At 71.6% G+C, this 24495-nt stretch carries 24 protein-coding genes and 5 tRNA genes; 10 read left to right on the top strand and 19 right to left on the bottom strand.

Annotated features, from left to right (window positions below; translation table 11 throughout):
• Positions 1-192: 192 nt before the first annotated feature.
• Entirely contained in the window at positions 193-753 is a 561-nt protein-coding gene (locus AB0D34_RS11305; RefSeq protein ID WP_362659906.1) for a CGNR zinc finger domain-containing protein, read from the top strand.
• Between the two features lie 142 nt (positions 754-895).
• On the opposite strand, the gene AB0D34_RS11300 is transcribed toward AB0D34_RS11305, so the two are convergent.
• Positions 896-1048, bottom strand: a complete 153-nt coding sequence (locus AB0D34_RS11300) for a hypothetical protein (RefSeq protein WP_362659903.1) — start codon at positions 1046-1048, stop codon at positions 896-898.
• Positions 1049-1204: 156 nt separating this feature from the next.
• On the bottom strand, positions 1205-1654 hold the full coding sequence (locus AB0D34_RS11295) for a hypothetical protein (RefSeq protein WP_362659901.1): 450 nt from the start codon (positions 1652-1654) through the stop codon (positions 1205-1207).
• A gap of 970 nt (positions 1655-2624) precedes the next feature.
• Here AB0D34_RS11295 and AB0D34_RS11290 point away from each other — a divergent pair.
• Positions 2625-3146: a DsbA family protein gene (locus AB0D34_RS11290; RefSeq protein WP_362659898.1), complete on the top strand. Its 522-nt coding sequence runs from the start codon at positions 2625-2627 to the stop codon at positions 3144-3146.
• A 24-nt stretch (positions 3147-3170) separates the two neighbouring features.
• On the opposite strand, the gene AB0D34_RS11285 is transcribed toward AB0D34_RS11290, so the two are convergent.
• From AB0D34_RS11285 to AB0D34_RS11275, 3 genes are read right to left on the bottom strand one after another with little or no spacing between them, the layout of a single operon-like run.
• Positions 3171-3995: a GNAT family N-acetyltransferase gene (locus tag AB0D34_RS11285; protein ID WP_362659895.1), complete on the bottom strand. Its 825-nt coding sequence runs from the start codon at positions 3993-3995 to the stop codon at positions 3171-3173.
• A 53-nt stretch (positions 3996-4048) separates the two neighbouring features.
• Entirely contained in the window at positions 4049-4870 is an 822-nt protein-coding gene (locus tag AB0D34_RS11280) for an aminodeoxychorismate lyase (RefSeq protein ID WP_362659892.1), read from the bottom strand.
• On the bottom strand, positions 4867-5913 hold the full coding sequence (locus AB0D34_RS11275) for a chorismate-binding protein (RefSeq protein ID WP_362659888.1): 1047 nt from the start codon (positions 5911-5913) through the stop codon (positions 4867-4869). The genes AB0D34_RS11280 and AB0D34_RS11275 overlap by 4 nt, the downstream gene beginning before the upstream one ends.
• A 178-nt stretch (positions 5914-6091) precedes the next feature.
• Here AB0D34_RS11275 and AB0D34_RS11270 point away from each other — a divergent pair.
• The 5 genes from AB0D34_RS11270 (at position 6092) to AB0D34_RS11250 (ending at position 6562) form a co-directional block, all read left to right on the top strand.
• A tRNA-Gly gene (locus AB0D34_RS11270) sits at positions 6092-6164 on the top strand.
• A 41-nt stretch (positions 6165-6205) separates the two neighbouring features.
• Positions 6206-6279, top strand: a tRNA-Cys gene (locus AB0D34_RS11265).
• Between the two features lies 1 nt (position 6280).
• Positions 6281-6352, top strand: a tRNA-Val gene (locus AB0D34_RS11260).
• Positions 6353-6386: 34 nt separating this feature from the next.
• Positions 6387-6458: transfer RNA gene (locus AB0D34_RS11255), tRNA-Val, on the top strand.
• Between the two features lie 32 nt (positions 6459-6490).
• Positions 6491-6562: transfer RNA gene (locus tag AB0D34_RS11250), tRNA-Val, on the top strand.
• A 48-nt stretch (positions 6563-6610) separates the two neighbouring features.
• Here the strand turns inward: AB0D34_RS11250 and AB0D34_RS11245 are convergent.
• The 4 genes from AB0D34_RS11245 to AB0D34_RS11230 form a co-directional block, all read right to left on the bottom strand.
• Positions 6611-6922, bottom strand: a complete 312-nt coding sequence (locus AB0D34_RS11245; RefSeq protein ID WP_362659885.1) for a zf-TFIIB domain-containing protein — start codon at positions 6920-6922, stop codon at positions 6611-6613.
• Positions 6923-7002: 80 nt separating this feature from the next.
• Positions 7003-7950, bottom strand: a complete 948-nt coding sequence (locus AB0D34_RS11240; RefSeq protein ID WP_362659882.1) for an aminoglycoside phosphotransferase family protein — start codon at positions 7948-7950, stop codon at positions 7003-7005.
• Positions 7951-8360: 410 nt separating this feature from the next.
• The gene (locus AB0D34_RS11235; protein ID WP_028809711.1) at positions 8361-8543 is read right to left on the bottom strand and encodes a hypothetical protein; all 183 of its coding nucleotides are present in this window, start codon (positions 8541-8543) and stop codon (positions 8361-8363) included.
• Between the two features lie 196 nt (positions 8544-8739).
• On the bottom strand, positions 8740-9015 hold the full coding sequence (locus tag AB0D34_RS11230) for a hypothetical protein (RefSeq protein WP_362659879.1): 276 nt from the start codon (positions 9013-9015) through the stop codon (positions 8740-8742).
• 196 nt (positions 9016-9211) lie between these two features.
• On the opposite strand from AB0D34_RS11230, the gene AB0D34_RS11225 reads away from it, so the two are divergent.
• Entirely contained in the window at positions 9212-10615 is a 1404-nt protein-coding gene (locus AB0D34_RS11225) for a serine/threonine-protein kinase (protein WP_362659876.1), read from the top strand.
• A 47-nt stretch (positions 10616-10662) separates the two neighbouring features.
• Here AB0D34_RS11225 and AB0D34_RS11220 read toward each other — a convergent pair whose 3' ends face one another.
• From AB0D34_RS11220 to AB0D34_RS11180, 9 genes are all read right to left on the bottom strand, one after another.
• Positions 10663-11481 (bottom strand): RNA methyltransferase, encoded by an 819-nt coding sequence (locus AB0D34_RS11220; protein WP_362659873.1) that lies wholly within the window; start codon positions 11479-11481, stop codon positions 10663-10665.
• A 63-nt stretch (positions 11482-11544) separates the two neighbouring features.
• Positions 11545-12786, bottom strand: a complete 1242-nt coding sequence (cobA, locus tag AB0D34_RS11215) for a uroporphyrinogen-III C-methyltransferase (RefSeq protein ID WP_362659870.1) — start codon at positions 12784-12786, stop codon at positions 11545-11547.
• 216 nt (positions 12787-13002) lie between these two features.
• Positions 13003-17025, bottom strand: a complete 4023-nt coding sequence (cobT, locus tag AB0D34_RS11210) for a nicotinate-nucleotide--dimethylbenzimidazole phosphoribosyltransferase (RefSeq protein ID WP_362659867.1) — start codon at positions 17023-17025, stop codon at positions 13003-13005.
• Between the two features lie 376 nt (positions 17026-17401).
• On the bottom strand, positions 17402-18613 hold the full coding sequence (cbiE, locus tag AB0D34_RS11205; protein ID WP_362659864.1) for a precorrin-6y C5,15-methyltransferase (decarboxylating) subunit CbiE: 1212 nt from the start codon (positions 18611-18613) through the stop codon (positions 17402-17404).
• An 85-nt stretch (positions 18614-18698) separates the two neighbouring features.
• The gene (locus AB0D34_RS11200) at positions 18699-19337 is read right to left on the bottom strand and encodes a GNAT family N-acetyltransferase (protein WP_362659861.1); all 639 of its coding nucleotides are present in this window, start codon (positions 19335-19337) and stop codon (positions 18699-18701) included.
• A gap of 142 nt (positions 19338-19479) precedes the next feature.
• Positions 19480-20295, bottom strand: coding sequence for a MetQ/NlpA family ABC transporter substrate-binding protein (locus AB0D34_RS11195; RefSeq protein ID WP_362659858.1), 816 nt, complete (start codon positions 20293-20295; stop codon positions 19480-19482).
• 66 nt (positions 20296-20361) lie between these two features.
• Complete coding sequence (locus tag AB0D34_RS11190) at positions 20362-21096, bottom strand: methionine ABC transporter permease (protein WP_362659855.1); 735 nt, start codon at positions 21094-21096, stop codon at positions 20362-20364.
• The gene (locus tag AB0D34_RS11185) at positions 21093-22124 is read right to left on the bottom strand and encodes an ATP-binding cassette domain-containing protein (protein WP_362659853.1); all 1032 of its coding nucleotides are present in this window, start codon (positions 22122-22124) and stop codon (positions 21093-21095) included. The genes AB0D34_RS11190 and AB0D34_RS11185 overlap by 4 nt, the downstream gene beginning before the upstream one ends.
• A 319-nt stretch (positions 22125-22443) precedes the next feature.
• Positions 22444-23094, bottom strand: coding sequence for an HAD family hydrolase (locus tag AB0D34_RS11180; protein WP_362659850.1), 651 nt, complete (start codon positions 23092-23094; stop codon positions 22444-22446).
• A 69-nt stretch (positions 23095-23163) separates the two neighbouring features.
• On the opposite strand from AB0D34_RS11180, the gene AB0D34_RS11175 reads away from it, so the two are divergent.
• Positions 23164-23523, top strand: coding sequence for a hypothetical protein (locus tag AB0D34_RS11175; protein WP_362659847.1), 360 nt, complete (start codon positions 23164-23166; stop codon positions 23521-23523).
• The gene (locus tag AB0D34_RS11170; protein WP_362659844.1) at positions 23504-23932 is read left to right on the top strand and encodes a hypothetical protein; all 429 of its coding nucleotides are present in this window, start codon (positions 23504-23506) and stop codon (positions 23930-23932) included. Before AB0D34_RS11175 ends, AB0D34_RS11170 begins: the two co-directional genes overlap by 20 nt.
• A gap of 60 nt (positions 23933-23992) precedes the next feature.
• Here AB0D34_RS11170 and AB0D34_RS11165 read toward each other — a convergent pair whose 3' ends face one another.
• Positions 23993-24490: a GNAT family N-acetyltransferase gene (locus tag AB0D34_RS11165; RefSeq protein ID WP_362659841.1), complete on the bottom strand. Its 498-nt coding sequence runs from the start codon at positions 24488-24490 to the stop codon at positions 23993-23995.
• Between the last annotated feature and the right edge of the window lie 5 nt (positions 24491-24495).

The raw sequence follows: 24495 nt of genomic DNA, 5'->3' as shown, positions 1-24495 counted from the left end.
CGTGGCTGCGGAGCGCTCCGCAGCCACGGCACCTGTCGTGTGTCCGGACGGGCCCGTGGGCTCGCCCGGACAGGGACGGCGGGGTCCGGACAGGGTCGGCGGGATCCGGACCCGTCATCCGGCCCTCGTGAGCCACTACCATCGGCCAGCATCGGCGGGCGTCCGCCCGACCCCCAGGCCAGGGAGCGAATCGTGCTGATCACCCACGACACCCGGTGCGCACTCGACACCGTGGTCGATCTGGTGAACACCGCGCCGGAGGACGACGCGACGCCGGACGCGCTGCCCGATGTCGCGGCACTAGAGGATTTCGTACGAAACCACGAAATCAGCGATGTCGGGACGCTCTCGGAGTTCGACCTGTCGGCCGTTCGCAAGATCCGCGGACGGTTCGCCTCGGTCTTCGCCGCGCCGGACGCCCGGGCCGCGGCCGGGCTCATCAACGAGCTGGTGGCCGCCGCGGGCACCACCCCCCAGCTCACGGATCACGACGGCTACGACTGGCATGTGCACTACTTCGCGCCGGGCGCCTCGGTCGCCGACCACCTGGCCGCCGACTGCGGGATGGCGCTGGCCTTCTTCGTGGTGGCCGGTGAGCAGGAACGGCTGCGGCGCTGCGAGGCGCCCGACTGCCGACGGGCCTTCGTCGACCTGTCCCGGAACCGGTCCCGGCGCTACTGTGACAGCCGGACCTGCGGAAACCGTCTGCATGTGGCCGCGTATCGGGCGCGGCGCAAGGAGGCCGCGGGCTGAGGTCCGGGGGCGGAGGCCGCGGGCTGAGGTCCGGGGGTGGGGGTTCGGGCTGGGGCGGGCTGGGGGTCGCTTCGGACTGGGGTCCGGCGCGGAGGTGGCGACGTGGTCCCCGACGGGTGACGCCGGGGACCACGGGTACGGCTCAGAGCAGCAGCAGATCGTGCAGCGCAGCCATGAGCAGCAGACACCCGATCACCGCAAGGAAGATCATCAGCGGTGGCTGGGAAAGGGCGAAGAGGCATCCGCGCGGCTCGTCCTGCGGCGGCGTGGTGTCGCTCTGTTTCGTGTCCAGCATCTCGCGGCGATGATGGCGCAGTCCGCACCCTCGACGCGATCAACACGCCCGGAATGAGCGGGAGTTCGCCGAATTCCGTGATGTCCGTTTCGGGTTCTGATCGCTTACGGACCGGCGCGGATCCCACTGCGAACGTTTCAGTTCGTCAGGCGACCGTCATATGCCGTGCTTCTTGAGGATGGCCTCGATGTCGCTGAAGTCGTCCGTGGCGGTCTCGGTGGCCTTGGGCCTGCCCGCGGGGCGGGCGGCGGGAGTGCGGGTCGCCGGGGCGAGGGAGGGCGCCGAGGCCGCGGGGGCCACCGCCTCCTGCTGGGCGCCGCGGGCCGCCTTGCGCTCCTTACGGGTGCCGCCGCGGCGGCGCTCGACCGCGCGCGTGGTCGAGAACAGCACCCACGACAGGCCTAGCACGCCGAAGCCCGCCCAGGCGGTCAGGCTGAACGCGGTGTCCGCGACCCAGTCGACGACACCGGTCATCACCAGGCCGAGCGGGACGAGGGAGTAGGCGGCGATACGGGTCGCCGCGAGGAAGCGCTTCCGGTACGCGGTGACCACCGCGATGCCCAGGCCGGCCGCGGCGACGGCGGAACAGACGGTCTCGGCAATCATCCGGTCCTCCAGGCAGGGTCGATCGGCCAGGTGCCACTTCGTCCCTATCCATCCTGCACCTCCCCACCCCGACCGGGCCATGCTCCGGCAGGACATCAGGGACATCTCCGGGTCGTCTCCTCCGGAGGTGCCGGTCGGGGCGTGCGGGGAGGAGGACGGGTGGTGGCGCCGGGCGGGACCGGGGTCGGTGCGGGCGGGTCGGCCTTGGCGGGGCGGACCGGGCAGGCGGGGAGGGTGTGGTGGGGGCGGTGCGGACTGATCGACGAGGGATCGGTGTGGCAGGGGCTTGTCGGGAGGGATGGTAGGTCGGTGCGGACTGATCCACGGGAGAACGGTGCGGGCTTGTGCAGGGCGGGATCCGAAGATCTGCCCCACCGCACCGGACCAGTCGACCGGGACTCGGCTCGGCCGGGCCGGTTCGCCGCAGTCGCGGTCCGGTCGCCGAGGCAGGTGCGGGCGAGGTCGCCGTCGCCGGGGACGGACGAGGCCGCCGCGACCGAGGTCCGGTCGGCCGGAGCAGACGCGGACGAGGCCGCCGCACTCGCAGTCCAGTCAGCCGGGACAGATGCAGCCGAGGTCGCCGCCGCCGGGGACCACTCACCCCAAGCAGCTACAAACGAGGCCACCACGACCGAGGTCCAGTCGGCCGGAGCAGACGCAGACAAGGCCGCTGCGATCGGGGTCCAGTCGGCCCGGAGCAGACGCGGACGAGGCCGCCGCCGCCGGGGACCACTCACCCCAAGCAGCTACAAACGAGGCCACCACGACCGAGGTCCAGTCGGCCGGAGCAGACGTCGGCGAGGCCGCCGCAGTCGCAGTCCAGTCGGCCGGAGCAGGTGCAGGCGAGGTCGCCGCGTCGAGGTCCGGTCGGACGGAGCCGATGCGGACGAGGTCCGGGGTCGGGTTCGAGTCGGTGCGGGCGTGGACGGGGTCGTGCGACCGGGGCCGCCCGAGCTGGGAGACTGGGGGGATGAGCGACCCCTCCCCCGTCCGTCCCGCCGTGCCCGTTCTCGATGTCTGGTGCGAGCTGCAGTGTCCGGACTGCCGTGGCGCCCTGGACGACGTCCGGGCCCTGCGTGCCCGTTACGGCGACCGTCTGGAGCTGCGGCTTCGGCACTTCCCCTTGGAGAAGCACAAGCATTCCTTCGCCGCCGCGCAGGCCGCCGAGGAGGCGCTGGAGCAGGGGAAGGGCTGGGAGTACGTCGAGGCCGTGCTCGGGCGGGTCGAGGAGCTGGACCGTAGGGGTGAACCCCTCCTGGTCGAGGTGGCCCGTGAACTCGGTCTCGACGCCGAGGAGTTCGACACCGCGCTGATCGACGGCCGGCACATCCTGATCGTGGACGCCGACCAGGCCGAGGGCAAGGCGATCGGCGTCACCGGCACACCGACGTACGTCATCGGAGGCGAGCGCCTCGACGGCGGCAAGAGCCAGGCCGGGCTGCGCGAGCGGATCGAGAAGATCGTGGACGGACTGCTCGCCGGACAGGACTGACCCGGCACCGGCACAGGGCCCGTCTCAGAGCAGGCTCTTGTACATCGAGTAGCCCGCCGTCTCGTATCCCAGCGACTCGTAGAGCCGCTCGGCCGGTGTGTTGCCCGCGAAGACGTTGAGGCCCAGGACCCGTCTGCCGGAGGCGATCGCCTGGGCCTCGGCCACCAGCATCAGGGAGCGCCCGTGCCCGCGGCCGCGGAAGGCCTCGTAGGCCTCGACGTCGTAGACGAACGCCTTGTCGTCGATGAACTCCACCCACAGGACCCCGACCGGGACAGCGTCGTGCTCCAGCACGCTGTAGAGGGCGTGCTCCGTCACGAGGCCCCGCGCCACCAGCTGCTCGTGGTCCCGCTCCGACCTCGCCCGCGCCACGGCCTCGGGCACCCCGCGCTCGCTCCAGTCCCGCGCGTACTCGACGATGCCCTGCTGCGTCCACGGCCCGAACTCCGCCTCGGTCATGGGCCGGACGCGGCTGCCCGGGGGAAGTTGGGGGGCCGTGGTACCGAGCCGTTTCTCCATGCCCCGGTTGCGATGGACGTATCCGAGCGCGGTGGCGAGCCGCAGCGCGGGGTCGGCGGCGCCCGGGACCCTGATCTCCACCTGCCCGCAGCCCCAGCCCCTGGCCACTTCCTCGGCGGCGAGCGCGGCGACGGTGCCCCGGCCGCGCCTGCGGTCCGGTTCCTCGATCCGCAGGTCCTGGATCTGGGCGATGGACGGGCCGAAGGCCGGGTGGGTCTTGAGGTGTATCGCCCCGACGGGACGGCTGTTCACGCACACCGTGTAGTGGCGGGACAGCCCCCCGTCGGCGCCGCGCTGGAGCGGCTCGGTCGGCCGCAGGGTGGTGGTCATCACCGGAGTTCTACCCGCTGCCGCGCGCCAGGTCAGCCCAATTGTCCGGGGCTTTACGGATCGAGGTCGTGCCCGGCCCGCTCCTCGAAGATCCGCATGGCCTTGGCGGTCACCGGGCCGGGCGCGCCCGGCAGTTCGCGTGCGTCGACGCGGTGCACGGCCTGGACGTCCCGCAGGGTCGAGGTGAGGAAGACCTCGTCGGCCCGCTCCAGGACGTCCAGCGGCAGGTCGGTCTCCTTGGCGCCGGTCCATTCGACGGTCAACGCGCGCGTGATGCCCGCGAGACAGCCTGAGGCGACCGGCGGGGTGTGGATCTCGCCGTCGAGCACGACGAAGACGTTCGACCCGGTCCCCTCGCACAGCTGCCCGACCGTGTTGGCGAACAGCGCCTCGGAGGCGCCCTGCTCACGCGCGCGGGCGAGAGCGACGACGTTCTCGGCGTAGGAAGTGGTCTTGAGGCCGGTGAGCGCGCCGCGCTCGTTGCGGGTCCACGGAACCGTGATCACGGCCGTGGAGTCGGGGCGGGGGTGGGACTCCCCCAAGGCGACCACCAACGTCGGTCCGTGCTCACCCCGGTCGGAACCCAGCGGCCCCTGGCCGCCGGTGTAGGTGATGCGCAGCCGTCCCAGCGGCATGGGATTCGCTTCGAGTACGGCGGCACAGGCACCGCGGATCTCGTCGTGATCGGGGTCGGGCAGCCCCAGGCCCCGCGCCGACCGGGTCAGCCGGTCCAGGTGCCGGGTGAGCGCGAAGGGGCTGCCGTGCACCGCCTTCACGGTCTCGAAGATGCCGTCGCCCACGGTCAGCCCGTGGTCGAGGACGGAGACACGGGCGGTCTCGATGTCCTGCAGCCCGCCGTCGAGCCAGATCTTCACGTCGATGGTCCCTCTCCGCTCACACCGTACGTTCCCGACGCTACCGCGAGCAGCCGCGCCGCCTTCAGCTCGGTCTCCCGCCACTCCGCCTCGGGGTCGGATCCCCAGGTGATCCCGGCACCGGTGCCGAAGCGCAGCACTCCTTCGGCGCGGTCGATCCAGAAGGTGCGGATACCGACGGCCAGCTCCCCGGTACCCCGGTCGGCGTCGACCCACCCGAGGCCTCCGCAGTACGGCCCCCTGGGCGCGGTCTCCAGCGCCTCGATGATCCTCAACGCACTGGACTTGGGCGCACCGGTGACCGACCCGGGCGGGAAGGCGGCTTCCAGCAGCCCGGCCCAGTCGGCGTCCTCGCGCAGCTCGCCCCGCACGGTCGACACGAGATGGACGAGACCGGGGTGCTTCTCGACGGCGCACAGATCGGGGACGGTGACGCTGCCCGTGGCGCACACCCGGCCCAGGTCGTTCCGCACCAGGTCGACGATCATCACGTTCTCGGCGTAGTCCTTGGCCAGCAGGTCCTCCTCGGTCCGCCCGGTGCCCTTGATCGGCCCCGACGCCACGACCCGCCCTTCCCGGCGCAGGAAGAGCTCGGGGGACGCGGTGGCGATCTCCACCCCGTGTCCGGGCAGCCGGATCGTTCCTGCGTACGGCGCCGGGTTGCCGCGGGCCAGCAGCGCGGTCAGCGCGTCCACGTCGGCGCCGGGCGCGAGGGGCGCGGTCAGCACCCGGCAGAGGTTGGCCTGGTAGACCTCGCCGGTGGCGATGTGGGCGCGAATCCGCCGTACGCCCTCCGTGTACGCGGCGCGATCCAGCGACGACGTCCAGTCACCGACCGCCGGCCCCCGCCACGCCCCGGCGGTCGGCGCGGGCACCGGCTCCCGGCGTACGTCGGCGAAGCGGGCGCAGGTCAGACCGCCCTCGAAGTCCGCGGCGACGGCCCAGAAGCCGGTGGAGTCCAGGGCCGCGGGGTCGCTGGTGACATCCAGGAGACCGGTGGCGACACGGTCGCCGAAGCGGGCGAGAGGAGCGAGGTCGAGCACGCTGTCGAGTCTATGGGGGGTGTCCCGCGGGTGACCTGGCCATGTCCCTCCGGGGCCTCTGACCACGTACGTCGACATGCGCACCGCAGCACGCTGCGCAAACGCGTTTTTGTACTGGCCCCGGAATCCGCTAGAGTTCAACTCGTCGCCGGGCCGCGCAAGCGGATCGGAAGGACAGGCGAACGTAGCTCAGTTGGTAGAGCGCAACCTTGCCAAGGTTGAGGTCGCGAGTTCGAACCTCGTCGTTCGCTCGGAAGAGCAAGGGGGATCATCCCGAACCCCCAACACTCCTGGTGGAGTGGCCGAGAGGCGAGGCAACGGCCTGCAAAGCCGTCTACACGGGTTCAAATCCCGTCTCCACCTCCAAGGACGATTAGCTCAGCGGGAGAGCGCTTCCCTGACACGGAAGAGGTCACTGGTTCAATCCCAGTATCGTCCACTGGATCTTCAAGAGATCATCGAAGGTCTGACCCGCGCGATTAGCTCAGCGGGAGAGCGCTTCCCTGACACGGAAGAGGTCACTGGTTCAATCCCAGTATCGCGCACGCAGTACACACGATCCTGATCGTGGTTTCCCGCGCGATTAGCTCAGCGGGAGAGCGCTTCCCTGACACGGAAGAGGTCACTGGTTCAATCCCAGTATCGCGCACAGACCGAAGCCCCCGGCCCTGCGGCCGGGGGCTTCCTCGTTGATCGGTCAGCTGGAGAACAGCATGTGGCCGAAGCCGCGGTTGCGGTGGTGGCCGCCGTGATGACCACCGTGGCCGCCGTAGTGACCACCTCCGTGCTGCGGCGCGCCCCAGGCCGGTGCGCCGGGCGCGGCCGGGTACTGAGGAGCGGCCGGGGGCGGGGGAACCATCGGACCGCCGCCGTACTGGCCCTCAAGTCGGGTCAGCGCCTCCAGCTCGCCGTAGTCGAGAAAGATCCCGCGGCAGCCGCTGCACTGCTCGATCTGGACACCGTTGCGGTTGTACGTGTGCATCGGTGCGTGACACTTCGGACACTGCATCGTCGGCTCAACTCCTCGCCCGTTGGTCCTGCTTCGCGTTACGCCAGGACAGACTCCGTCCGGACCTGGTCGGTTGCACCCTACTTCGCGAAACCGTCCGCCAACTCCGGCGGGGCGGAACCCATTCGGTCACAGGCGTCGACGACCGTCTGCTCCACTTCGTCCAGCGGCCGGTCCGCCTCGATCGCCTTGGCGACGGCCCGGGCGGCGGTCTGCACGGTGAGGGCGCGGGCGGGGACGTCCAGAGCGGGCCAGGGGTCGCCGTCGGCCGGGACGGCCGGGCCGCCGGCCGCGCGGTAGGCGCCGAGGAAGCGGGCCCAGTCCTCGGGCGGCAGCAGGCCACAGGCGTACCAGGCCGCGGGGCGGGCGAGGTCCCAGGCGGGTTCTCCCACGCCGAGGTCGTCGACGTCGATGAGACGCCAGGGGCCGTCCGGGGCGGGGTGGCGGACGAGCTGGCCCAGGTGGAGGTCGCCGTGGCAGAGGGTCGTGGTGTCGGACATGGGGGTCTCGGCGCGGGCCCAGGCCGGGAGGGCGGACCATGCGCGGAGCACGGGGGCGACGGCGGGGCTGTGCCGGTGCCTGGCGGCCGCGAGAAGGCGGGCGATGGCGAGGGCGGCTTTGACGGGACCGCGCATCGGAGGCAGCGCGGCTGGGGCCGGGGTGCGGTGGAGGTGGGCGAGGAGGGTGGCGGCGGGTTCCCAGGGGGCGGCGTCCGGGTTCTCGGGGTCCACGGGGGCGCCGTAGGGCCAGAACGTGACGAGTCTGCCGTGCAGGTCCACGGGGGTCTCGTGGAGCGGGTTGAGAAGGATGCCGGGGAGATGGGCCGCCGCGGTCAGGCGTGGGATCAGGTCGGCGGGGGTGGTGTCCGGGGCGTGGGCCTTCGCAACGGTGTCGGCGTGCCGGACGACGGTGGCGTCGGGGCGGTCCGCGAGCGTCGTGGCTCCACAAGGGCACGCCGCTTGCCTGCGCGCGTGAGCCTCGGTTCTGGCTCTGCGGGTGAGCTCGGTGAGCAGAGGGTGGGTGATCACGAGACGCCTATCGGGGTGCCGGGTCCGGTCGTTGGGCGGGTGCGGGCTCGTGGGGCCGGTCCCGCAGTTCCCCGCGCCCCTGGGGGGTTGCAGTCAACCTACGCCAGGACGGACCGTGCGCCACGATGGGCCGTCGGCCGCGTACGGCGGCCCCGACCCACAACACACCCGCACGCGCTACACACGCCCCCACCGAGCCCGCAGCTGCGCCGCAGGCATCTCAGGGGCGCGGGGAACTGCGCAAAACACCAGCCGCCACCGAACCCGCAGACAAACAACAACAAACGGCAATGCCGGCGCAGCTCCCCAGCTGCACCGGCATTTTTGCCGTCCGCCGCACCCCCGTCCCCACGGGGTTTCATGGGTGGATGTCCCCGCCCGGACCGCTCTTCCGGGCCTGGGGTCGCCGCTCAGCGCCCCAGCATCACTCCCACGGACGACGCCTGTGTGGCCACTGTCTCCCAGCCGTCGAAGACGACGAGGAGCAGGACCGCCAGAGGAAGGGCCATGAGCGTCGCCACCAGCGGGTGACGACGGCCCGTACGGCGGGGCTGACGTGTGCGGGACAGTGTCCGCGGTGCCGTAAGAGCCATGGTCCCTCTCCTGACCGTTCTGTTGTCGTTGGCAGCGGCGGGTGTCTGACCTCGGGGGACGAGTGCTGCACCCGCCGCTTGACCTCAAATCTAGGCGTCACGGCCTCAGCGCACGTCATGCCCTCGTACCGATTGCCGGGCCTCCCCGAGGATGAGCCATGACCAGCTGAGTACTCCCGTGGGTGGAGACGGAGACCTAGGTCTCGGGGTCTTCCCGGAGGGGTCGCCCGGTCTGCCCTGTTTTCTCCGAGCTGTCCTCGCGCGGCACCGGCTGCTCGACCAGCGCCAGCACCCTCGTCGCCATGAAACGGGCCGTGCGCACCACCGATCCGTTCCGCGTGACTTCGCTCACTTCCACGACACCTCGTCGTACCGCCGTCTCCACCCGGCGGCCCGCCCTGCTCGCCACCACCTCGTAGGTGCGCGTCGTGTCCCCTGCGTCCACGACTATCTCCACGCGATCACCCTTCACGGGTTCAATCCCCCTTCTGCGACGGGTGGTTGGGATCACAGTCGACCCGAAGTCGCCCTGTCCCCGGACCCCCTGACCACCCCTCAAGTCTCCCACCCGGCACTGACAATCCATCGGGACGAGAGGGCGCGGCTCCTGCGCGCGGCGGCCCGTGGAAACGTAAGCTGTCGCTCGTCACACGGACCGGGCAGCGGGGATGAACATGGCGATGATGCGCCTGAGGCGCGAGGACCCGCGCGTCGTCGGCTCGTTCAGGCTTCACAGACGGCTCGGCGCGGGCGGGATGGGCGTCGTCTACCTGGGCTCCGACCGCAAGGGACAGCGGGTCGCGCTGAAGGTCATCCGGCCCGATCTGGCCGAGGACCAGGAGTTCCGGTCGCGGTTCGCGCGTGAGGTCTCGGCCGCCCGGCGGATCCGCGGCGGGTGCACCGCCCGGCTCGTCGCCGCCGACCTCGAGGCGGACCGTCCGTGGTTCGCCACCCAGTACGTGCCCGGCCCCTCCCTGCACGACAAGGTCGCCGACGAGGGCTCGTTGAGCGCCGCCGAGGTCGCCGGCATCGGCGCCGCCCTCTCGGAAGGACTCGTCGCCGTGCACGAGGCCGGGGTGGTGCACCGTGACCTCAAGCCGTCCAACATCCTCCTCTCCCCCAAGGGCCCCCGGATCATCGATTTCGGGATCGCCTGGGCGACCGGGGCCTCCACCCTCACCCATGTCGGCACCGCCGTCGGCTCCCCCGGTTTCCTCGCGCCCGAGCAGGTGCGCGGTGCCGCGGTGACGCCGGCCACGGACGTGTTCTCGCTCGGCGCGACCCTGGCGTACGCCTCGATGGGCGACTCGCCCTTCGGGCACGGCAGTTCCGAGGTGATGCTGTACCGCGTGGTGCACGAGGAGGCGCAGCTGCACGGGGTGCCCGACGCGGTGGCCCCCCTCATCCGCGCCTGTCTGGCGAAGGACCCCGAGGAGCGGCCGAGCACGCTCCAACTGTCGCTGCGCCTCAAGGAGATCGCGGCCCGCGAGGCACAGGGGCTGCCGGAGTTGCGTCCGCCCGGGCCGCGCGGCAGCGAGGCGGACCGGCCCACCGGACGGATCGCCGACACCTACCCGGACCGGGCCGTGCAGCGGCGTCCGCAGGGGCAGTCCGGGCCGCCCAGTTCGCCGGGGGCTTCTCCGGCACGCGGTTCCGGACCGGTGCGCGGCCAGGCGCCCGCCCGTGGCGGAGTCCCGTCACGCGGCGGCAGCACCCCGCGCGGCAACGGCGCCCCCTCCTCCCGCCCCGGCCCGCCCTCCTCTCGGAACACGACCCGCTCCGGCAGCGGAAGCCGCCCGGCCCCGCGCAGCGGTACGGGACGGCCCACCTCCAGGAACACCAAGACGGGACTGCGCCCCGCGAACCCCCGCCTGCTGCGCCAGCGTCTGTTCGTGTTCGTCGTCGTGACCCTGTTCGTGGCGCTCGCCATCGCCGCGGCCCAGGGCTGTCAGGGGCCGCCGCGTGGACTGGGCGGCCACGACGGAGCCGTACGGGACCAGGGGCAGGGGCAGGTGCAGGCGCCGCCGGAACAGGAGCCGCAGCGGCGGTCGGCCGGCGGCGGCACGGACTGAGTACTTCGCCGCTGGGGCCGTAGCCGAGCGCCCCGGCCCGCCGCCGCTCAGCCCTGTGGCCGTCCCGTCGCCACGGCGTAGAAGGCGACGGCCGCTGCCGCTCCCACATTGAGGGAGTCGACGCCGTGGGCCATCGGGATGCGGACCCATTCGTCGGCGGCGACCAGGGCCTGGGTGGTGAGGCCGTCGCCCTCGGCGCCGAGCATCAGGGCCACGCGGTCCATCTTGTGCGGGGCGGCCTCGTCGAGGGTCTTGGCCTTGGCGTCCGGGGTGAGGGCGAGGAGGGTGAAGCCGGCCTCGCGGACCGACTCCAGGCCCTTGGGCCAGGTGTCGAGACGGGCGTAGGGGACCGAGAAGACGGCCCCCATCGAGACCTTGACGCTACGGCGGTACAGAGGGTCTGCGCAGTCGGGGGACAGCAGGACCGCGTCCATGCCCAGGGCCGCCGCCGAGCGGAAGATCGCGCCGATGTTGGTGTGGTCGTTGACCGACTCCATGACGACCACCCGGCGGGCGCTCTGGAGCAGTTCGGCCGCCGTGGGCAACGGTTTGCGCTGCATGGAGGCGAGCGCACCGCGGTGCACGTGGTAGCCGGTGACCTGTTCGGCGAGCTCCGGGCTGACGGCGTACACCGGGGCCGGGAGCTCGTCGATGACGTCCCGCATGACGTCGACCCACTTGGCGGACAGCAGCATGGAGCGCATCTCGTAACCCGCGTCCTTCGCCCGGCGGATGACCTTCTCGCCCTCGGCGATGAACAGGCCCTCGGCGGGTTCGCGTTTGCGGCGCAGTTCGACGTCGGTCAGGCCCGTGTAGTCGTGCAGACGCGGGTCGTCGGGGTCATCGACGGTGATGAGATCGGCCACAGGGTGATACTGCCTTGTCCTGGGAGCGGTGCCAACGGCTTGGGACAGATGGGTTACCACGGGTTACATCGGTGGCACCGACGCCTGCGGTCCCACGGCGACGACCTCGCCGACGACGATGACGGCCGGGGGCTTCACGTCCTGGGCGACGACCGCCTCGCCGACCGTCGCCAGGGTGGCGTCGACCCGGCGCTGGGCTGCCGTCGTGCCCTCCTGTACCAGGGCGACCGGGGTGTCGGGGGACTTGCCGTGGGCGACCAGGGTCTCGGCGATCCGGCCGATCTTGTCGACGCCCATGAGGATCACGAGGGTGCCGGTGAGCTTGGCGAGCGAGGGCCAGTCGACCAGGGAGCGTTCGTCGTCGGGGGCGACATGGCCGCTGACGACGGTGAACTCGTGTGCGACTCCGCGGTGGGTGACCGGGATGCCGGCCGCGCCCGGGACCGAGATCGAGCTGGAGATCCCGGGGACGACGGTGCAGGGGATGCCGGCCTCGGCGAGGGCGTGCAGCTCCTCCATGCCACGGCCGAAGACATAGGGGTCCCCGCCCTTCAGCCGTACGACCGACTTGCCCTGCTTGGCGTGCTCGATCAGGGCGTTGTTGATGGCCTCCTGGGCCATGAAACGGCCGTAGGGGATCTTCGCCGCGTCGATCACCTCGACGTGCGGCGGGAGTTCGGCGAGGAGATCACGCGGGCCGAGGCGGTCGGCGATGACGACGTCGGCCTCGGCGAGGAGGCGGCGGCCGCGGACGGTGATCAGGTCCGGGTCGCCGGGGCCGCCGCCGACCAGGGCGACGCCGGGGGTACGGGTGCGGTGGTGCGGGGCGACGAGGGTGCCGTCGCGGAGGCCTTCCACCACGGCGTCCCGGATGGCGGCGGTGTGGCGGGGGTCGCGGCCCTTCGCCTTCGTGGTGAGTACGGCGACCGTGACGCCCTCGCTGTGGCCGGTCGCGGGGGTCCAGGCGGTGGCGGCGTCGGCGTCGTCGGAGCGGACGCACCAGACGCGGTGGCGCTCCGCTTCGGCGGAGGCACGGCTGTTCGCCTCGGTGTCGCTGGTGGCGATCAGGGCGTACCAGGCGTCTTCCAGGTCGCCTTCCTGGTACGGCCGCCTTTCCCAGGTGATCTCGCCCGCGTCCGCCATCGCCTCCACGGAGGGGGTCGCCGAGGGGGACACGAGGAGGACGTTCGCTCCCGCCGCGATCAGGGCCGGGAGGCGGCGCTGGGCCACCTGGCCGCCGCCGAGGACGACGACCTTGCGGTCGGTGAGACGGAGGCCTACGGGGTAGGCGGGGTTCTCGGCCATGAGGGTGCGGCTCCTCCGGGGCTTGGCGGTGGCCCTGACGTGCAGATTTTACGGGGTGGCTGGATGAGGCGGCTCAGGTGTCCGGTGGCTGGGCGTGGTTGCCGGGTGCGGGCGCGTGGGTCCGTGCCCACCCGTCCCGCCCTGCGGGACGACTGCCCACGGACCCACGTGCGAGGGGACGCGGGCACACCGTCCCCGCGTCCCCCTCCCTGACACCTACTTCTCGGTGACCCCAGCCGAGTCGAACGTCGCCACCTCGTGCATCGCCCTTGCCGTGCTCTGGACCAGCGGGAGGGCCAGCAGCGCGCCCGTGCCCTCGCCGAGGCGGAGGTCGAGGTCGACCAGAGGACGGAGGCCGAGTTTGTTGAGGGCGGCCACGTGGCCCGGTTCCGCGCTGCGGTGGCCCGCGATGCAGGCCGCGAGGACCTCCGGGGCGATCGCGCGGGCGACCAGGGCGGCGGCGCCCGCGCTGACGCCGTCGAGGATGACCGGGGTGCGCAGGGACGCGCCGCCCAGCAACAGGCCCACCATCGCCGCGTGTTCGAAGCCGCCGATCGCCGCCAGGACGCCGATGGGGTCGGCGGGGTCCGGCTGGTGGAGTTCGATCGCGCGGCGGACGACCTCGGTCTTGCGGGCCAGGGTCTCGTCGTTGATGCCGGTGCCGCGGCCGGTGACGTCGGCCGGGTCGGTGTCCGTGAAGACCGAGATCAGGGCGGCCGACGCGGTGGTGTTCGCGATGCCCATCTCACCGGTGAGGAGTGCCTTGTTGCCGGCCGCGACCAGGTCACGCGCGGTCTCGATACCCACCTCGATGGCCTGCTTGGCCTCCTCGCGGGTCATCGCGGGCCCTGTGGTCATGTCGGAGGTGCCCGCGCGGACCTTGCGGGGCAACAGGCCGGGCGTGGCCGGGAGTTCGGACGCCACACCGACGTCCACCACACACACCTCGGCGCCCACCTGACCGGCGAAGGCGTTGCAGACCGCCCCGCCGCCAAGGAAGTTGGCGACCATCTGGGCCGTCACCTCCTGCGGCCAGGGGGTGACACCCTGGGCGTGCACACCGTGGTCGCCGGCGAAGATCGCGACGGCCGCGGGCTCCGGGATCGGCGGCGGGCACTGCCGTGAAAGCCCGGACAGCTGCGCGGAGATGATCTCCAGCATGCCGAGCGCGCCCGCCGGCTTCGTCATCCGCTTCTGCCGTTCCCAAGCCTCGCCGAGCGCCTTGGCGTCCAACGGGCGGATCTGGGCAATGGTCTCGCCGAGCAGGTCGTGCGGCTCCTCACCGGGCAGGGCGCGACGGCCGTACGTCTCCTCGTGCACGACCCACGACAGCGGGCGGCGCTTGGACCAGCCGGCCTGCATCAGCTCGGGCTCTTCCGGGAACTCGTCGACGTAGCCGACGCACAGGTAGGCGATGACCTCCAGGTGCTCGGGCAGGCCGAGGGCGCGGACCATCTCGCGCTCGTCGAAGAAGCTGACCCAGCCGACGCCGAGGCCCTCGGCGCGGGCGGCGAGCCAGAGGTTCTCCACGGCGAGCGCGGCGGAGTACGGGGCCATCTGCGGCTGGGTGTGCCGGCCGAGGGTGTGGCGGCCGCCGCGGGTGGGGTCAGCGGTGACGACGATGTTCACCGGGGTCTCGAGGATGGCCTCGATCTTCAGTTCCTTGAACTGCTTGGCCCGGCCCTTGGGCAGCGACTTGGCGTACGCCTCGCGCTGACGCTGGGCCAGGTCCTGCATCGCCCCGCGCGTCTCGGCGGAACGGATGACGACGAAGTCCCAGGGCTGCGAGTGACCGACGGACGGGGCCGTGTGGGCGGCCTCCAGGACGCGGAGCAGCACCTCGTGCGGGATCGGGTCGCTGCGGAAGCCGTTGCGGATGTCGCGGCGCTCACGCATGACCTTCAGCACGGCCTCGCGCTCGGCGTCGTCGTAGGCGGGCGCGGCGGGGCCTGTGGACAGTCGTGCTTCTTCCACGGCTGCCGTGCTCACTTCTTCCGGTGCTTCCTGGTCTTCATGATCGGCCACCCTGGTGTCCAGGTCGTCCGCCTGCTGTACGAGTTCGGCGTCGCCGTCGGCCTCACGCGGGGCCGGGACCACGGGTTGCCCGACCTCGTCCGCGGGGGGCGTCAGAGGCTGCGGCGGGGTCGGCGCGAGCTGCGGGGTGGTCGGCACCGAACCGTCCACCGGCACGAACTCGCCCAGGGGCTGGCCCGGTTGGGGCTCCAGAGGCACCGTGGAAGGCAGCGCGGCGGGGGCCTCGGTGGTGCCGGGGAACGCAAACTGGGGCGGAGCGTCCGGGAGTTCGGCGGCGAGCGGCTGGAGGGCCGGGGACTGGGGGCCCTGCGGGGGCGCGCCCGGGACGGTCGCGGGGTCCTCCGCAGCCGCGGTCGCCGGGTTCATCGGCTGTGCCGCGACCGGCTGTACGTCGGTGCCGTCCGCGTCCGCCACGAGGGGCTCCGGCGCGTCCTGGACAGGGGCGGGCTGGTCCGCGGGGAGCGGGTGGCCGACGGGGCCCTGCGGAGCGGCGGGCTGTGCGAGGTCGGGGGCCGGGACGAGGTGCGGAGCCTGCGGGTCCTCGGCGGGCTGGCCGGTCGGGGCGGGTTCCTGGCCCAGCTCCTGCACCGGGGCCGGTAGCGGCTGCTCGGCGGGGACGGTTTCCTGCGCGACGGGCGGCTCGGGGATCGCCGGGGCGGAGTCGGCCTCGGCGGCGTCTGCCTCGCTGATGGCGGTGGCGGCGTCCGTCGGCTCCAAGGCCTGCTCGGACTCCGCGGGCTCGGGAAGAGGTACGGCCTCGGGGGCGTCCGGGAGGGCTGCGGTGGCGGCTTCCTCGACGGGGAGCGCGGCGGCTTCCTGGGCCGCGTCGGCGTTCTGCTCGTGGCTGTCTTCCGTCATGACAGCCGCGTCCTGGGCGATGTCGGCCCCGGACGTCTCGTCGGCCGTGGCCGGCTCGGCGCCCACGACCTCCGCCTCGGACACGACGGCCTCGGCGACCGGCATGCCGCTGTCGGAGTCGACCACCGGTTCGGGAGTCTCCACCACAGGCACGGCCTCGGGCGCCGGCGCCTCCAGGACCGGCGCGGGCTCAGCCGGTTCGGCGGTCTGCACGGCCTCGGTCACCGGCAGGATTTCGGCGGAGTCGGCCTCGCTCGGAGCGGCCGTCTCCGCTGCGGCAACAGCGACGGGAGCGGTGCCCGGCGTCTGCTCGCCATCGACAGCGGGCGCTGTGCCCGTTGCCTGCTCCTCCTCGGCGGCCTCCGGGACGCCCTGAGCAGCGTCCACGGCATAGCCGGCATCCGGAACCTGAGCCGCCTCGGGGGCCGGTCCGTCCGCCGGGACCGGGCCCGGGACCAGGTCCGCTGCGGCGGCCGGAGCGACCTCGCCGTTCGCGATCTCAACCGCGTCGGGCAGCACAGCGTCTTCCGCCACCTGTCCGGCGCCCAGGTCGGCACCGGCGACAGGCGCGGGCTCACCCCCGACAGCCTGCACCTCATCCGCTCCGGAGCCGTCGTCCAGAACCTGACCCGCGTCGGCAAGCGAACCCTCCGCCGCCGCGGAGGCGTAGGCGGCCGGCTCCGGAACCGCCTCGACATCCGGCACCGGGGTCACGGGAGCCTCGTACGCCGTCACCCCCGTCTCGGAGGCGAGGCGGGCCATCGTCGCCTGGGCCGCACCCACCGGCTCCTGGGTCGGAACAACCGTTTCGGCAGCCGGGGCCACCGTACTCACCGGCGTCTGGACGGCGGCCTGGGCAGGGGCGCCCCAGGGGACCGCGCCCTGCGGCTGCGGGGCTTCGAAGTACTCGGGGCCGGGCGTGGCCGCGGCCGGCTGCCGAACCGGCACGCCGGCGGGGCCACGGTCCGCGAGGGAGCGGACCGGGCTCGCGGAGGCGTCGGGGATCGGCGGGCCGAGGTGCAGTGGCCGGCGAGGTGTGATGGGCGGGATCGGCACCGTCGGAGCCTGGGGAGTGCGGACGGCGCTCAGATCGTGCGCTCCGCTGTCGCGGCCGGACATCTCGTGCGGGCCGGGCTCGTGGACGGTCTCGACGACCGGCTCGGGCGCGGGAGGGGCGACCTCGTTGCCCCAGGGGCTCTGGGCGCCCGGCAGCAGCAACAGGTCTTCGTCCTCGGCGGTGGTCTCGGAGAGGTAGGTGTACGCACCCGGCGTGGGGACGCCCGGCTGTTCCACCATGCCTGCGCTCTCCGGCAGCCCGTCGCCCGGAACCTGGCCGGTGTCGGTCATGCGTACCCCTCGCCCATCGGTTAGTGCTTCTACGACCAGCTCACCGGGGACGGCGCACCGACCGCCCCCGTGTGAAGAACGAGCGTGCGTGCCCAGCGGCACGAACGGCCCGCCGAGAAAGACGACAAAGCCATTAACTGGCATTGTCCCGGCCGTTGCTCCGTCGCGACAGGTTGATCCGCGACGGTCCGCTGTGGACTGCGCCACGTTGCGCGTCCTCCGGTTCTGCCGTACCACACCCACCCCAAAACGGGCGCGCTTTCCGGACATTGGCGAACGAATGCCGGGCAGCCGGGAGCGGTACAACGGTCGGCCAGCCTACCGCGCGCAGTACGACAACAGGATCACGGGGACGGCGAACCGACGACCGGAGGCGTCAGGCCGTGCGGTCCGGGAGAACCCCGCTGAGCAGGAACGCGACACTCCGTTCCGTCTCCGTCCAGGCCCTGGTGTCGAGTTCGACGGACTGGAGGAGGGCGCACTCGACGCGGTAGCCGTGTTCGGTGAGGTCCCGGCCGACGAGTTCGGCCTCGTCGCGGGTGGCCGCGTGGGCGACGATGCGCTGCGGGCGCCGGTCGGCGACCGCGGAGACCACCGCCACTCCCCCGCCGCCGACGCGGACGACGTCCGGTTCGGGCAGGTTCTCCAGGACGTGCGGGGCGGTGCCGTAGACGATCTGGACCTGGAGTCCGAAGGTGCGGGCGTTGGTCTCGGTGCGCTCGCAGGCCCGCATGTCGCGGTCGACGGCGATGACGGCGGCCCCGGCCCGGGCGGCCTCGGTGGCGAAGGCGCCGCTGCCGCAGCCGATGTCCCACACCAGGTCGCCGACGCGCGGTCCCAGCCGGGCGAGTTGGGCCGCGCGCAGCGGTTCCAGTTCGCCTTCGCCCATGAGACCGCCGTAGGACTCGGCGGGCAGCGTCCAGCCGCGCGGCGCGGCGGCCGGGTCGCGCCCGGCGATCCATCCGCCGCCCTCCACCACGGAGGCGGTGCCGCCGATGACGATGACGAGGTTGGGGTCGCGCCAGGTGTGGTCGGCGGCCTTGTCGGAGGTGACGACGGTGATCTGTTCGCGGTCGGTGCCCAGTTCCTCGCAGATGACGAAGGTGCGGTGGACGCCCTCCATCAGCAGGCCGAGTTCGGCGGGTCCGGCGCCGGGCGAGGTCAGGACGGCGACCTTGGTGTGGGCCCGGCACACGTTCACGGCGCGTCGCAGGGTGCGCCGGTGTGCGACGACCACCTGGGCGTCGTCCCAGGGCATTCCGGCGCGGGCGAAGGCGGCGGCGACCGAGGAGACGCCGGGGACGACCTCGACCTCCAGGCCGAACTCGGGTGCGCGCAGGGTCCGTACGACTCCGAAGAACCCGGGATCGCCGTCCGCGAGCACGACCGCGGTGCCGCGGTGGCCGGTGATCCGGCGGGCGGCCAGGGCGACGCTGCCGAGGCGGATGCGTTCGGCGTTGGGCGGCACCTCGGGGAGCGCCAGATGGTGGGCGGCGCCGGCCACCAGCGTGGCGGCACCCAGGGCGGAGCGGGCCGCGGCGGTCAGGGGCGAGCCGTCCCAGCCGATCACCGTGACACGGTCGGCCATCGTCGTCGGTCTCCAGGTGTTTTGCGCAGGTCGGGCTCCGTGAGGGTACCTGGTGTCAGGTGTAGGCCCCTCGAGCCCCCAGGGTTCAGTTCCAGTCGGTGAAGGTCGTGAAACCGCCGGTGTCGGCCAGTTGTTCGCTGACTCCGGCCAGGTCCTCCGGCAGCAGGCTCCAGACGATGACGTCGGTGCGGACGTCCGTCCATTTCCCGTCCCCGCCCCGGGTGCGCGCTATCCAGGCGTTGCGCAGGACACCCTCGCTGATGCAGCCGATCTTCTGGGCCACCTGCTGGGAGGCGGTGTTGTCGGCGGCGGTGCGCAGTTCCAGGCGTTCGAACTTCTGGTCGTGGAAGAGCCAGTGCGCGGCGGCGAGGGCCGCCTCGGAGGCGTAGCCCTCACCGCGGGCCCAGGGGGCGACGACGTAGGCGATCTCGCTGGAGCGGACCCGCCAGTCCGTGTTCTGCAGGTGCACGATGCCGACGAGGCGCTGGGTGAGGAACTCGGTGACGGCGAAGACGATGCCGCGCCCCTCGGTTCGTTCGGCGGGAGCGAGTCGAGTGGCCCAACTGCGGGCGTCGGCCTCGGTGTAAGGATGCGGCACGGAGGTCCAGGCGGTGACCTGCTCGTCGTTCATCATCTCGGCCAGCCCGGTCACGTCGTCCTCGTCGAAGGGACGCAGCACCAACCGCTCCGTGCTGATGGAGATGTTGGGGAAGGTGCTAGTCATGCGCCGCTCCGTAACCTTCGGAAAACCTTCAGGGCCTACTGAACTGCCCAGCATGCAGCATGTCGGCGCGGAACCGCACCACGGGGCCCACTCCAAGTAAGGGAGCGGACCCCGTGCGTGGTGATACGCCGTATACGCGCGGTTAGAAGGACGGGATGACCGAGCCCTCGTACTTGTCCTCGATGAACTTCCTCACCTCGGGTGAGGTGAGCAGCTTGGCGAGCTTCTTCACGCGCGGGTCGTCCTCGTTGCCCTCCTTGACGGCGAGGAAGTTGCCGTAGGGGCTGTTCTTCGCGGACTCCAGGACGAGGGCGGGCTTGAGGTCGGCGGAGATGGCGTAGTTGCCGTTGACGACCGCCGCGTCCACGTCGTCGAGGGAGCGCACGGTCTGGGCCGCCTCGACCTCCTTGAACTTGAGGTTCTTCGGGTTCTTCGTGATGTCCTGCGGGGTCGCCTCGCTCCCGGCGCCGTCCTTGAGCGTGACCAGCCCGTTGTCGGCGAGCAGCTTCAGGGCGCGGGCCTCGTTGACGGCGTCGTTCGGGAGGGCGACGGTCGCGCCGCTCTTCAGGGCGTCGGCGCTCTTCACCTTGTGGGAGTAGAGGCCGAGCGGCTCCAGGTGCACCGTGACGACGGGCACGATGTGGGTGCCGCGCTTCTTGTTGAAGTCGTCGAGATACGGCTGGTTCTGGAAGTAGTTGGCGTCCACCGAGCCGTCCTCGGTCGCGGTGTTCGGGACGATGTAGTCCTGGAACTCCTTGACCTCCAGGTCGAGTCCCGCCTTCTTCGCCAGGTTGTCCTTGACGTAGTTCAGGATCTCGGCGTGCGGGGTCGGGCTCGCGGCGACGACCAGCGGTCCGCTGGTGTCCGAGGCGGAGTCGGACGAACCGCAGGCGCCGAGCCCGAGGGTGAGGGCTCCGGTGGCGAGGACGGCGGTGGTGAACTTTGCGGTGTTACGCACGAAAAGTGCCTCTCCTTTTGGGTGCAGCGATCCCGTGATGGGGTGCACGGGAAGATCAGCGGTGTCTCAGACGGTCTTGGTGTCCGCCGTCGCGGCCTTCAGCAGCCGCAGCTTCGGCGCCGGCCCCGAGCGTCCGCCGCGGCGGTGCAGCGAGCGGGCCGCGAAGTCGCCGGCGAACTGGATGAGCGAGATGACGACGGCGAGGATCGCGACGGTGATCCACATGAGCTGGGTCTCGAAGCGCTGGTAGCCGTAGCGGATGGCGATGTCACCGAGGCCGCCGGCACCGACCGTGCCGGCCATCGCGGAGTAGCCGATGAGGGCGACGATCGTGGTCGTGGTGCTGGCGATCAGCGAGGGCAGGGCCTCCGGTACGAGCACCTTGCGGACGATCGTCCAGGTGTTGCCGCCCATCGACTGCACGGCCTCCACCAGCCCGCCGTCCACCTCGCGGACAGCCGTCTCGACAAGGCGCGCGAAGAACGGGATCGCGCCGATGGCGAGCGGCACGATGGCCGCCTCACGGCCGATGGTGGTGCCGGTGATCGAGCGGGTGAAGCCCATCAGCGCGACCATCAGGATGATGAACGGCATCGAGCGGGCCACGTTCACGACCTGCCCGATGACCTTGTTCGCGACGAGGTTCTGGAGGAGTCCGCCGCGGTCGGTGAGGACGAGGAGGATGCCGAGCGGAAGGCCGCCCACGACGGCGATGAGGGTGGACCAGCCGACCATGTAGAGGGTGTCCCAACACGCCTGCTCCAGCAGGGGCTGCCTCGTCGAAAATTCGGACCAGGTCACTTGACACCTTCCTTCACCAGCTGCGGCTCACCGACGACGTCGATCTGAAGACCCTGTTCGCGCAGGAAGCCGACCGGCACGACGTTGTCCTCGTAGCGGCCCGGCAGTTCGATGCGCATCCGGCCGACCTGGAGGCCGCCGACGGTGTCGATGGCGGCACCGAGGATCGATATGTCGATGTTGTAGGTGCGCGAGAGCTGGGAGATCACGGGCTGGGTGGCAGCCTCGCCCTGGAAGGTGACATCGAGAACGGTCCGGTCCTCGCCGGTGGCCTCGCCGCCGACCGGGAAGAGCGCGGCGGCCAGCTCGGAGCCGGGGGTCGCGAGCAGCTCGCTGACCGTGCCGGACTCCACGATGCGGCCGTTCTCCATGAGCGCGGCCGAGTCGCAGACCGACTTCACGACGTCCATCTCGTGGGTGATGAGCAGGACGGTGAGCCCCAGTTGCCGGTTCAGGTCCCGCAGCAGCTGGAGGATCGAGCGGGTGGTCTCCGGGTCGAGGGCGCTGGTGGCCTCGTCGGACAGCAGCACCTTGGGGTCGCCGGCCAGGGCGCGGGCGATGCCGACGCGCTGCTTCTGACCACCGGAGAGCTGGGCGGGGTACGACCTGGCCTTGTCGGCGAGCCCGACGAGGTCGAGGAGTTCGAGCGCCTTGCGCGAGCGCTCCTTGCCGGAGGTGCCGAGGATCTCGAGCGGCAGCTCGACGTTGTCCTGGACGGTTCGGGTGGACAGCAGGTTGAAGTGCTGGAACACCATGCCGATACGGCTGCGCGCCTGACGCAGCTCCTTGCCGGCCCGGGGCCCGCGGCCCGTGAGGGCGGTGAGGTCCTGTCCGTCGACGGTCACGGTGCCGGCGGTGGGGCGCTCCAGCAGGTTGACGCAGCGGATGAGCGAGGACTTGCCGGCGCCGGACTGGCCGATGACGCCGTACACCTCGCCTTCGCGGACGTGGAGATCGACGCCGTCGAGGGCGGTGATCTCGCGACCGCGTGAGCGGTAGACCTTGGTCAGGCCTGAGGTCGTGATCACTGGGTTTCCGTCACTGTCGAGTACGCGGGCGTGGGTGTGCCCTGGTACGGGAGGGAAGTCGTGCGCGGGCACATGGGTCACGTACGGCGTTCAGGGCGTACGGACGTGCCGGGGCGGCTCGCTTCGGGGCGCGAGCGCGGGGGGTGGTGCGAGGGCCCTCTAACAGGCGCACATTCGACACATACAACGAGCACCGGGCGTCATGGTCGCCTCGGTCGCAAGGGTGCGGCAGCTCGTCGTGGTCATGCGATCAGTAAAGCAGATGTATGGGAACGGCCAAGAACCCGCTGTCCGAATGACGGACAGCGGTGGACAGGTGTCAGGCGCGTACGGAGATCTCCACGTTCCCGGCGGTGACCAGTGCCGACAGCGCCGACAGATTCTCGACCACGAGGTCGGCGTCGAGCTCGTGGGCCTGGTGGGTTGTGGTCAACGCCACGGTGGTCATACCGGCGGCCCGGCCGGCGCGCAGACCGGCCGGAGCGTCCTCGAAGACGACACAGCGGGCCGGGTCGACGCCGAGTTCGCGGGCGGCGAGCAGGTAGGGCTCGGGGTCGGGCTTGCCGCGGGTGACGTCGTCGGCGGCGACCATGGTCTTGGGGAGGATACCGACCGCTTCGAGGCGGGCCTCGGCGAGCCGGCGGGTGGCGGAGGTGACGACGGCCCAGCGGTCGGCGGGCAGGGAGTCGAGGAAGGCCCTGGTCCCGGGGAGCAGATGGACCCCGCCGTTGGGTACGTCCTCCACCTCCAACTGCTCGATCCGCGCGAGGGCCTGCGGCACGACGTCGGCGGGGAGCAGGTCTGCGGCTATCTCGGCGGCGGGGCGGCCGTGCAGTTCGATCTGCGCGAAGGCCTCGGCGGTGACGCCGAACTCCTCGGCCCAGCGCGTCCAGCAGCGGTCGACGGACTCCAGGGAGGAGACGAGGGTTCCGTCGTTGTCGAACAGGAGGGCTTCGGCATGGATCTTCATGCCCTCGACCCTACGGTGCCCGGCGGGGGCGGCCGCATCAGGCCTTTTGGACCGTAATAGGCTCGCCGCATGTTTGATGCCCTGACGCTGGTGACCGGCGTCGCCGCGCTGCTGCTTGCCGCCTGGTGCGGCTGGGCCGCGTACCGTGACCAGCCGACCAAGGACTGGCACTTCATCGGGATGGCCGTGGTGTCGGTGCTGGCGCTGGTCCAGCTGGCGGTCGGGATCGTGCAGCTGGCGCGGGGTGAGAAGCCGGAGCAGGGCACGACGATCTTCGTCGCCTATCTGCTGGGGGCGTTCGCGTGTGTGCCGGCGGCGGGGTTCATGTCGCTCGCGGAGCGGACGCGGTGGGGGTCGGTGACGGTTGCCGCCGGCGGTGTGGTGCTGGCCGTTCTGGAGGTGCGGCTCTATGACATCTGGGGAAGTTGACGTGCGTCGGCGACGGTTGATCAGTGGGCCGGGGACGTTGCTTGTCTGGCTGTACGGCGTGATGGTGGTCGGGGCGGTGTCGCGGTCGGCCGTGCAGATCTCTACCGAGTTCGACCGGGCACCGCTGGCCTATTCACTGTCTGCCGTTGCCGGTGTCGTCTACGGGTTCATCACGTACTCGTTGGTGCGGGGCGGGGAGACTGCTCGTAAGGCTGCGCTGGTCTGCTGTGTCGTCGAGCTGTTGGGCGTGTTGACCGTGGGCACCTGGACGTTGGTCGAGCCGTCCGCGTTCCCGGATGCGACCGTGTGGTCGGACTTCGGTATCGGGTACCTGTTCATCCCGGTGCTGTTGCCGCTTTCCGCCATCTACTGGTTGCGGAAGGGTGTGCCTACGGGGGATGCCGCCTGAGGTTGCGTGGCGGCATCCGGCCGTGTGGCTGGTCGCGCAGTTCCCCGTGCTCCTAGGGCATCAAGCCGTAGCCGCGTATGTGCCCGCAGGCTTCTCCAGGACGATCATCTCCACGCCGTCCGCGCCCTTCGACGTGCCCACCGTATGGTAGCCGACCTTGCGGTAGAGGCGGAGGTTGCCCTCGCTGCGGTGGCCGGTGTGGAGGCGGAAGCTCGTCGCACCGCGCTCGTCCGCCAGGGCCGCTTCCGCCGCCCGGAGGAGCCGTGCGCCGATGCCGTGGCCCTGGAGGCGGGGGTGGACGCAGAGCTTGCCGATGGCGGCCGAGCCGTCCTCGGTGACATGGCCGCGGACCGAGCCGACCACCTCCTCGCCCAGGCGGGCCACGAACACGCAGTCCGAGGCCACCTCCGCACGGACCGAGTCCAGGGTCTGGACGAGCGGATCGATGCGGTAGTTGCCGTACAGCGCCGCCTCACTCTGGAAGCACAGGTACTGCAGCCTGAAGATCTGCTCCGCGTCCTGCTCGGCCGCCGCAGAGATGGTCACGCTCATGCCCATGTGCG

This window comes from Streptomyces sp. NPDC048420 (assembly GCF_040651535.1).
Taxonomy (GTDB): Bacteria; Actinomycetota; Actinomycetes; order Streptomycetales; family Streptomycetaceae; genus Streptomyces.
The sequence above is the reverse complement of the archived record's forward strand: the minus strand, read 5'-3'. Positions and strand labels throughout refer to the sequence as shown.

What these genes read in the sequence shown, in the direction of transcription:
- AB0D34_RS11235 (WP_028809711.1), bottom strand. Translation starts at nt 8,543, where the DNA reads ATGGCTCTTACGGCACCGCGGACACTGTCCCGCACACGTCAGCCCCGC.
- AB0D34_RS11165 (WP_362659841.1), bottom strand. Translation starts at nt 24,490, where the DNA reads ATGGGCATGAGCGTGACCATCTCTGCGGCGGCCGAGCAGGACGCGGAG.
- AB0D34_RS11290 (WP_362659898.1), top strand. Translation starts at nt 2,625, where the DNA reads ATGAGCGACCCCTCCCCCGTCCGTCCCGCCGTGCCCGTTCTCGATGTC.
- AB0D34_RS11245 (WP_362659885.1), bottom strand. Translation starts at nt 6,922, where the DNA reads ATGCAGTGTCCGAAGTGTCACGCACCGATGCACACGTACAACCGCAAC.
- AB0D34_RS11285 (WP_362659895.1), bottom strand. Translation starts at nt 3,995, where the DNA reads ATGACCACCACCCTGCGGCCGACCGAGCCGCTCCAGCGCGGCGCCGAC.
- AB0D34_RS11225 (WP_362659876.1), top strand. Translation starts at nt 9,212, where the DNA reads ATGAACATGGCGATGATGCGCCTGAGGCGCGAGGACCCGCGCGTCGTC.
- cobA (WP_362659870.1), bottom strand. Translation starts at nt 12,786, where the DNA reads ATGGCCGAGAACCCCGCCTACCCCGTAGGCCTCCGTCTCACCGACCGC.
- cobT (WP_362659867.1), bottom strand. Translation starts at nt 17,025, where the DNA reads ATGACCGACACCGGCCAGGTTCCGGGCGACGGGCTGCCGGAGAGCGCA.
- AB0D34_RS11300 (WP_362659903.1), bottom strand. Translation starts at nt 1,048, where the DNA reads ATGCTGGACACGAAACAGAGCGACACCACGCCGCCGCAGGACGAGCCG.
- cbiE (WP_362659864.1), bottom strand. Translation starts at nt 18,613, where the DNA reads ATGGCCGACCGTGTCACGGTGATCGGCTGGGACGGCTCGCCCCTGACC.
- AB0D34_RS11175 (WP_362659847.1), top strand. Translation starts at nt 23,164, where the DNA reads ATGTTTGATGCCCTGACGCTGGTGACCGGCGTCGCCGCGCTGCTGCTT.
- AB0D34_RS11295 (WP_362659901.1), bottom strand. Translation starts at nt 1,654, where the DNA reads ATGATTGCCGAGACCGTCTGTTCCGCCGTCGCCGCGGCCGGCCTGGGC.
- AB0D34_RS11200 (WP_362659861.1), bottom strand. Translation starts at nt 19,337, where the DNA reads ATGACTAGCACCTTCCCCAACATCTCCATCAGCACGGAGCGGTTGGTG.
- AB0D34_RS11180 (WP_362659850.1), bottom strand. Translation starts at nt 23,094, where the DNA reads ATGAAGATCCATGCCGAAGCCCTCCTGTTCGACAACGACGGAACCCTC.
- AB0D34_RS11170 (WP_362659844.1), top strand. Translation starts at nt 23,504, where the DNA reads ATGACATCTGGGGAAGTTGACGTGCGTCGGCGACGGTTGATCAGTGGG.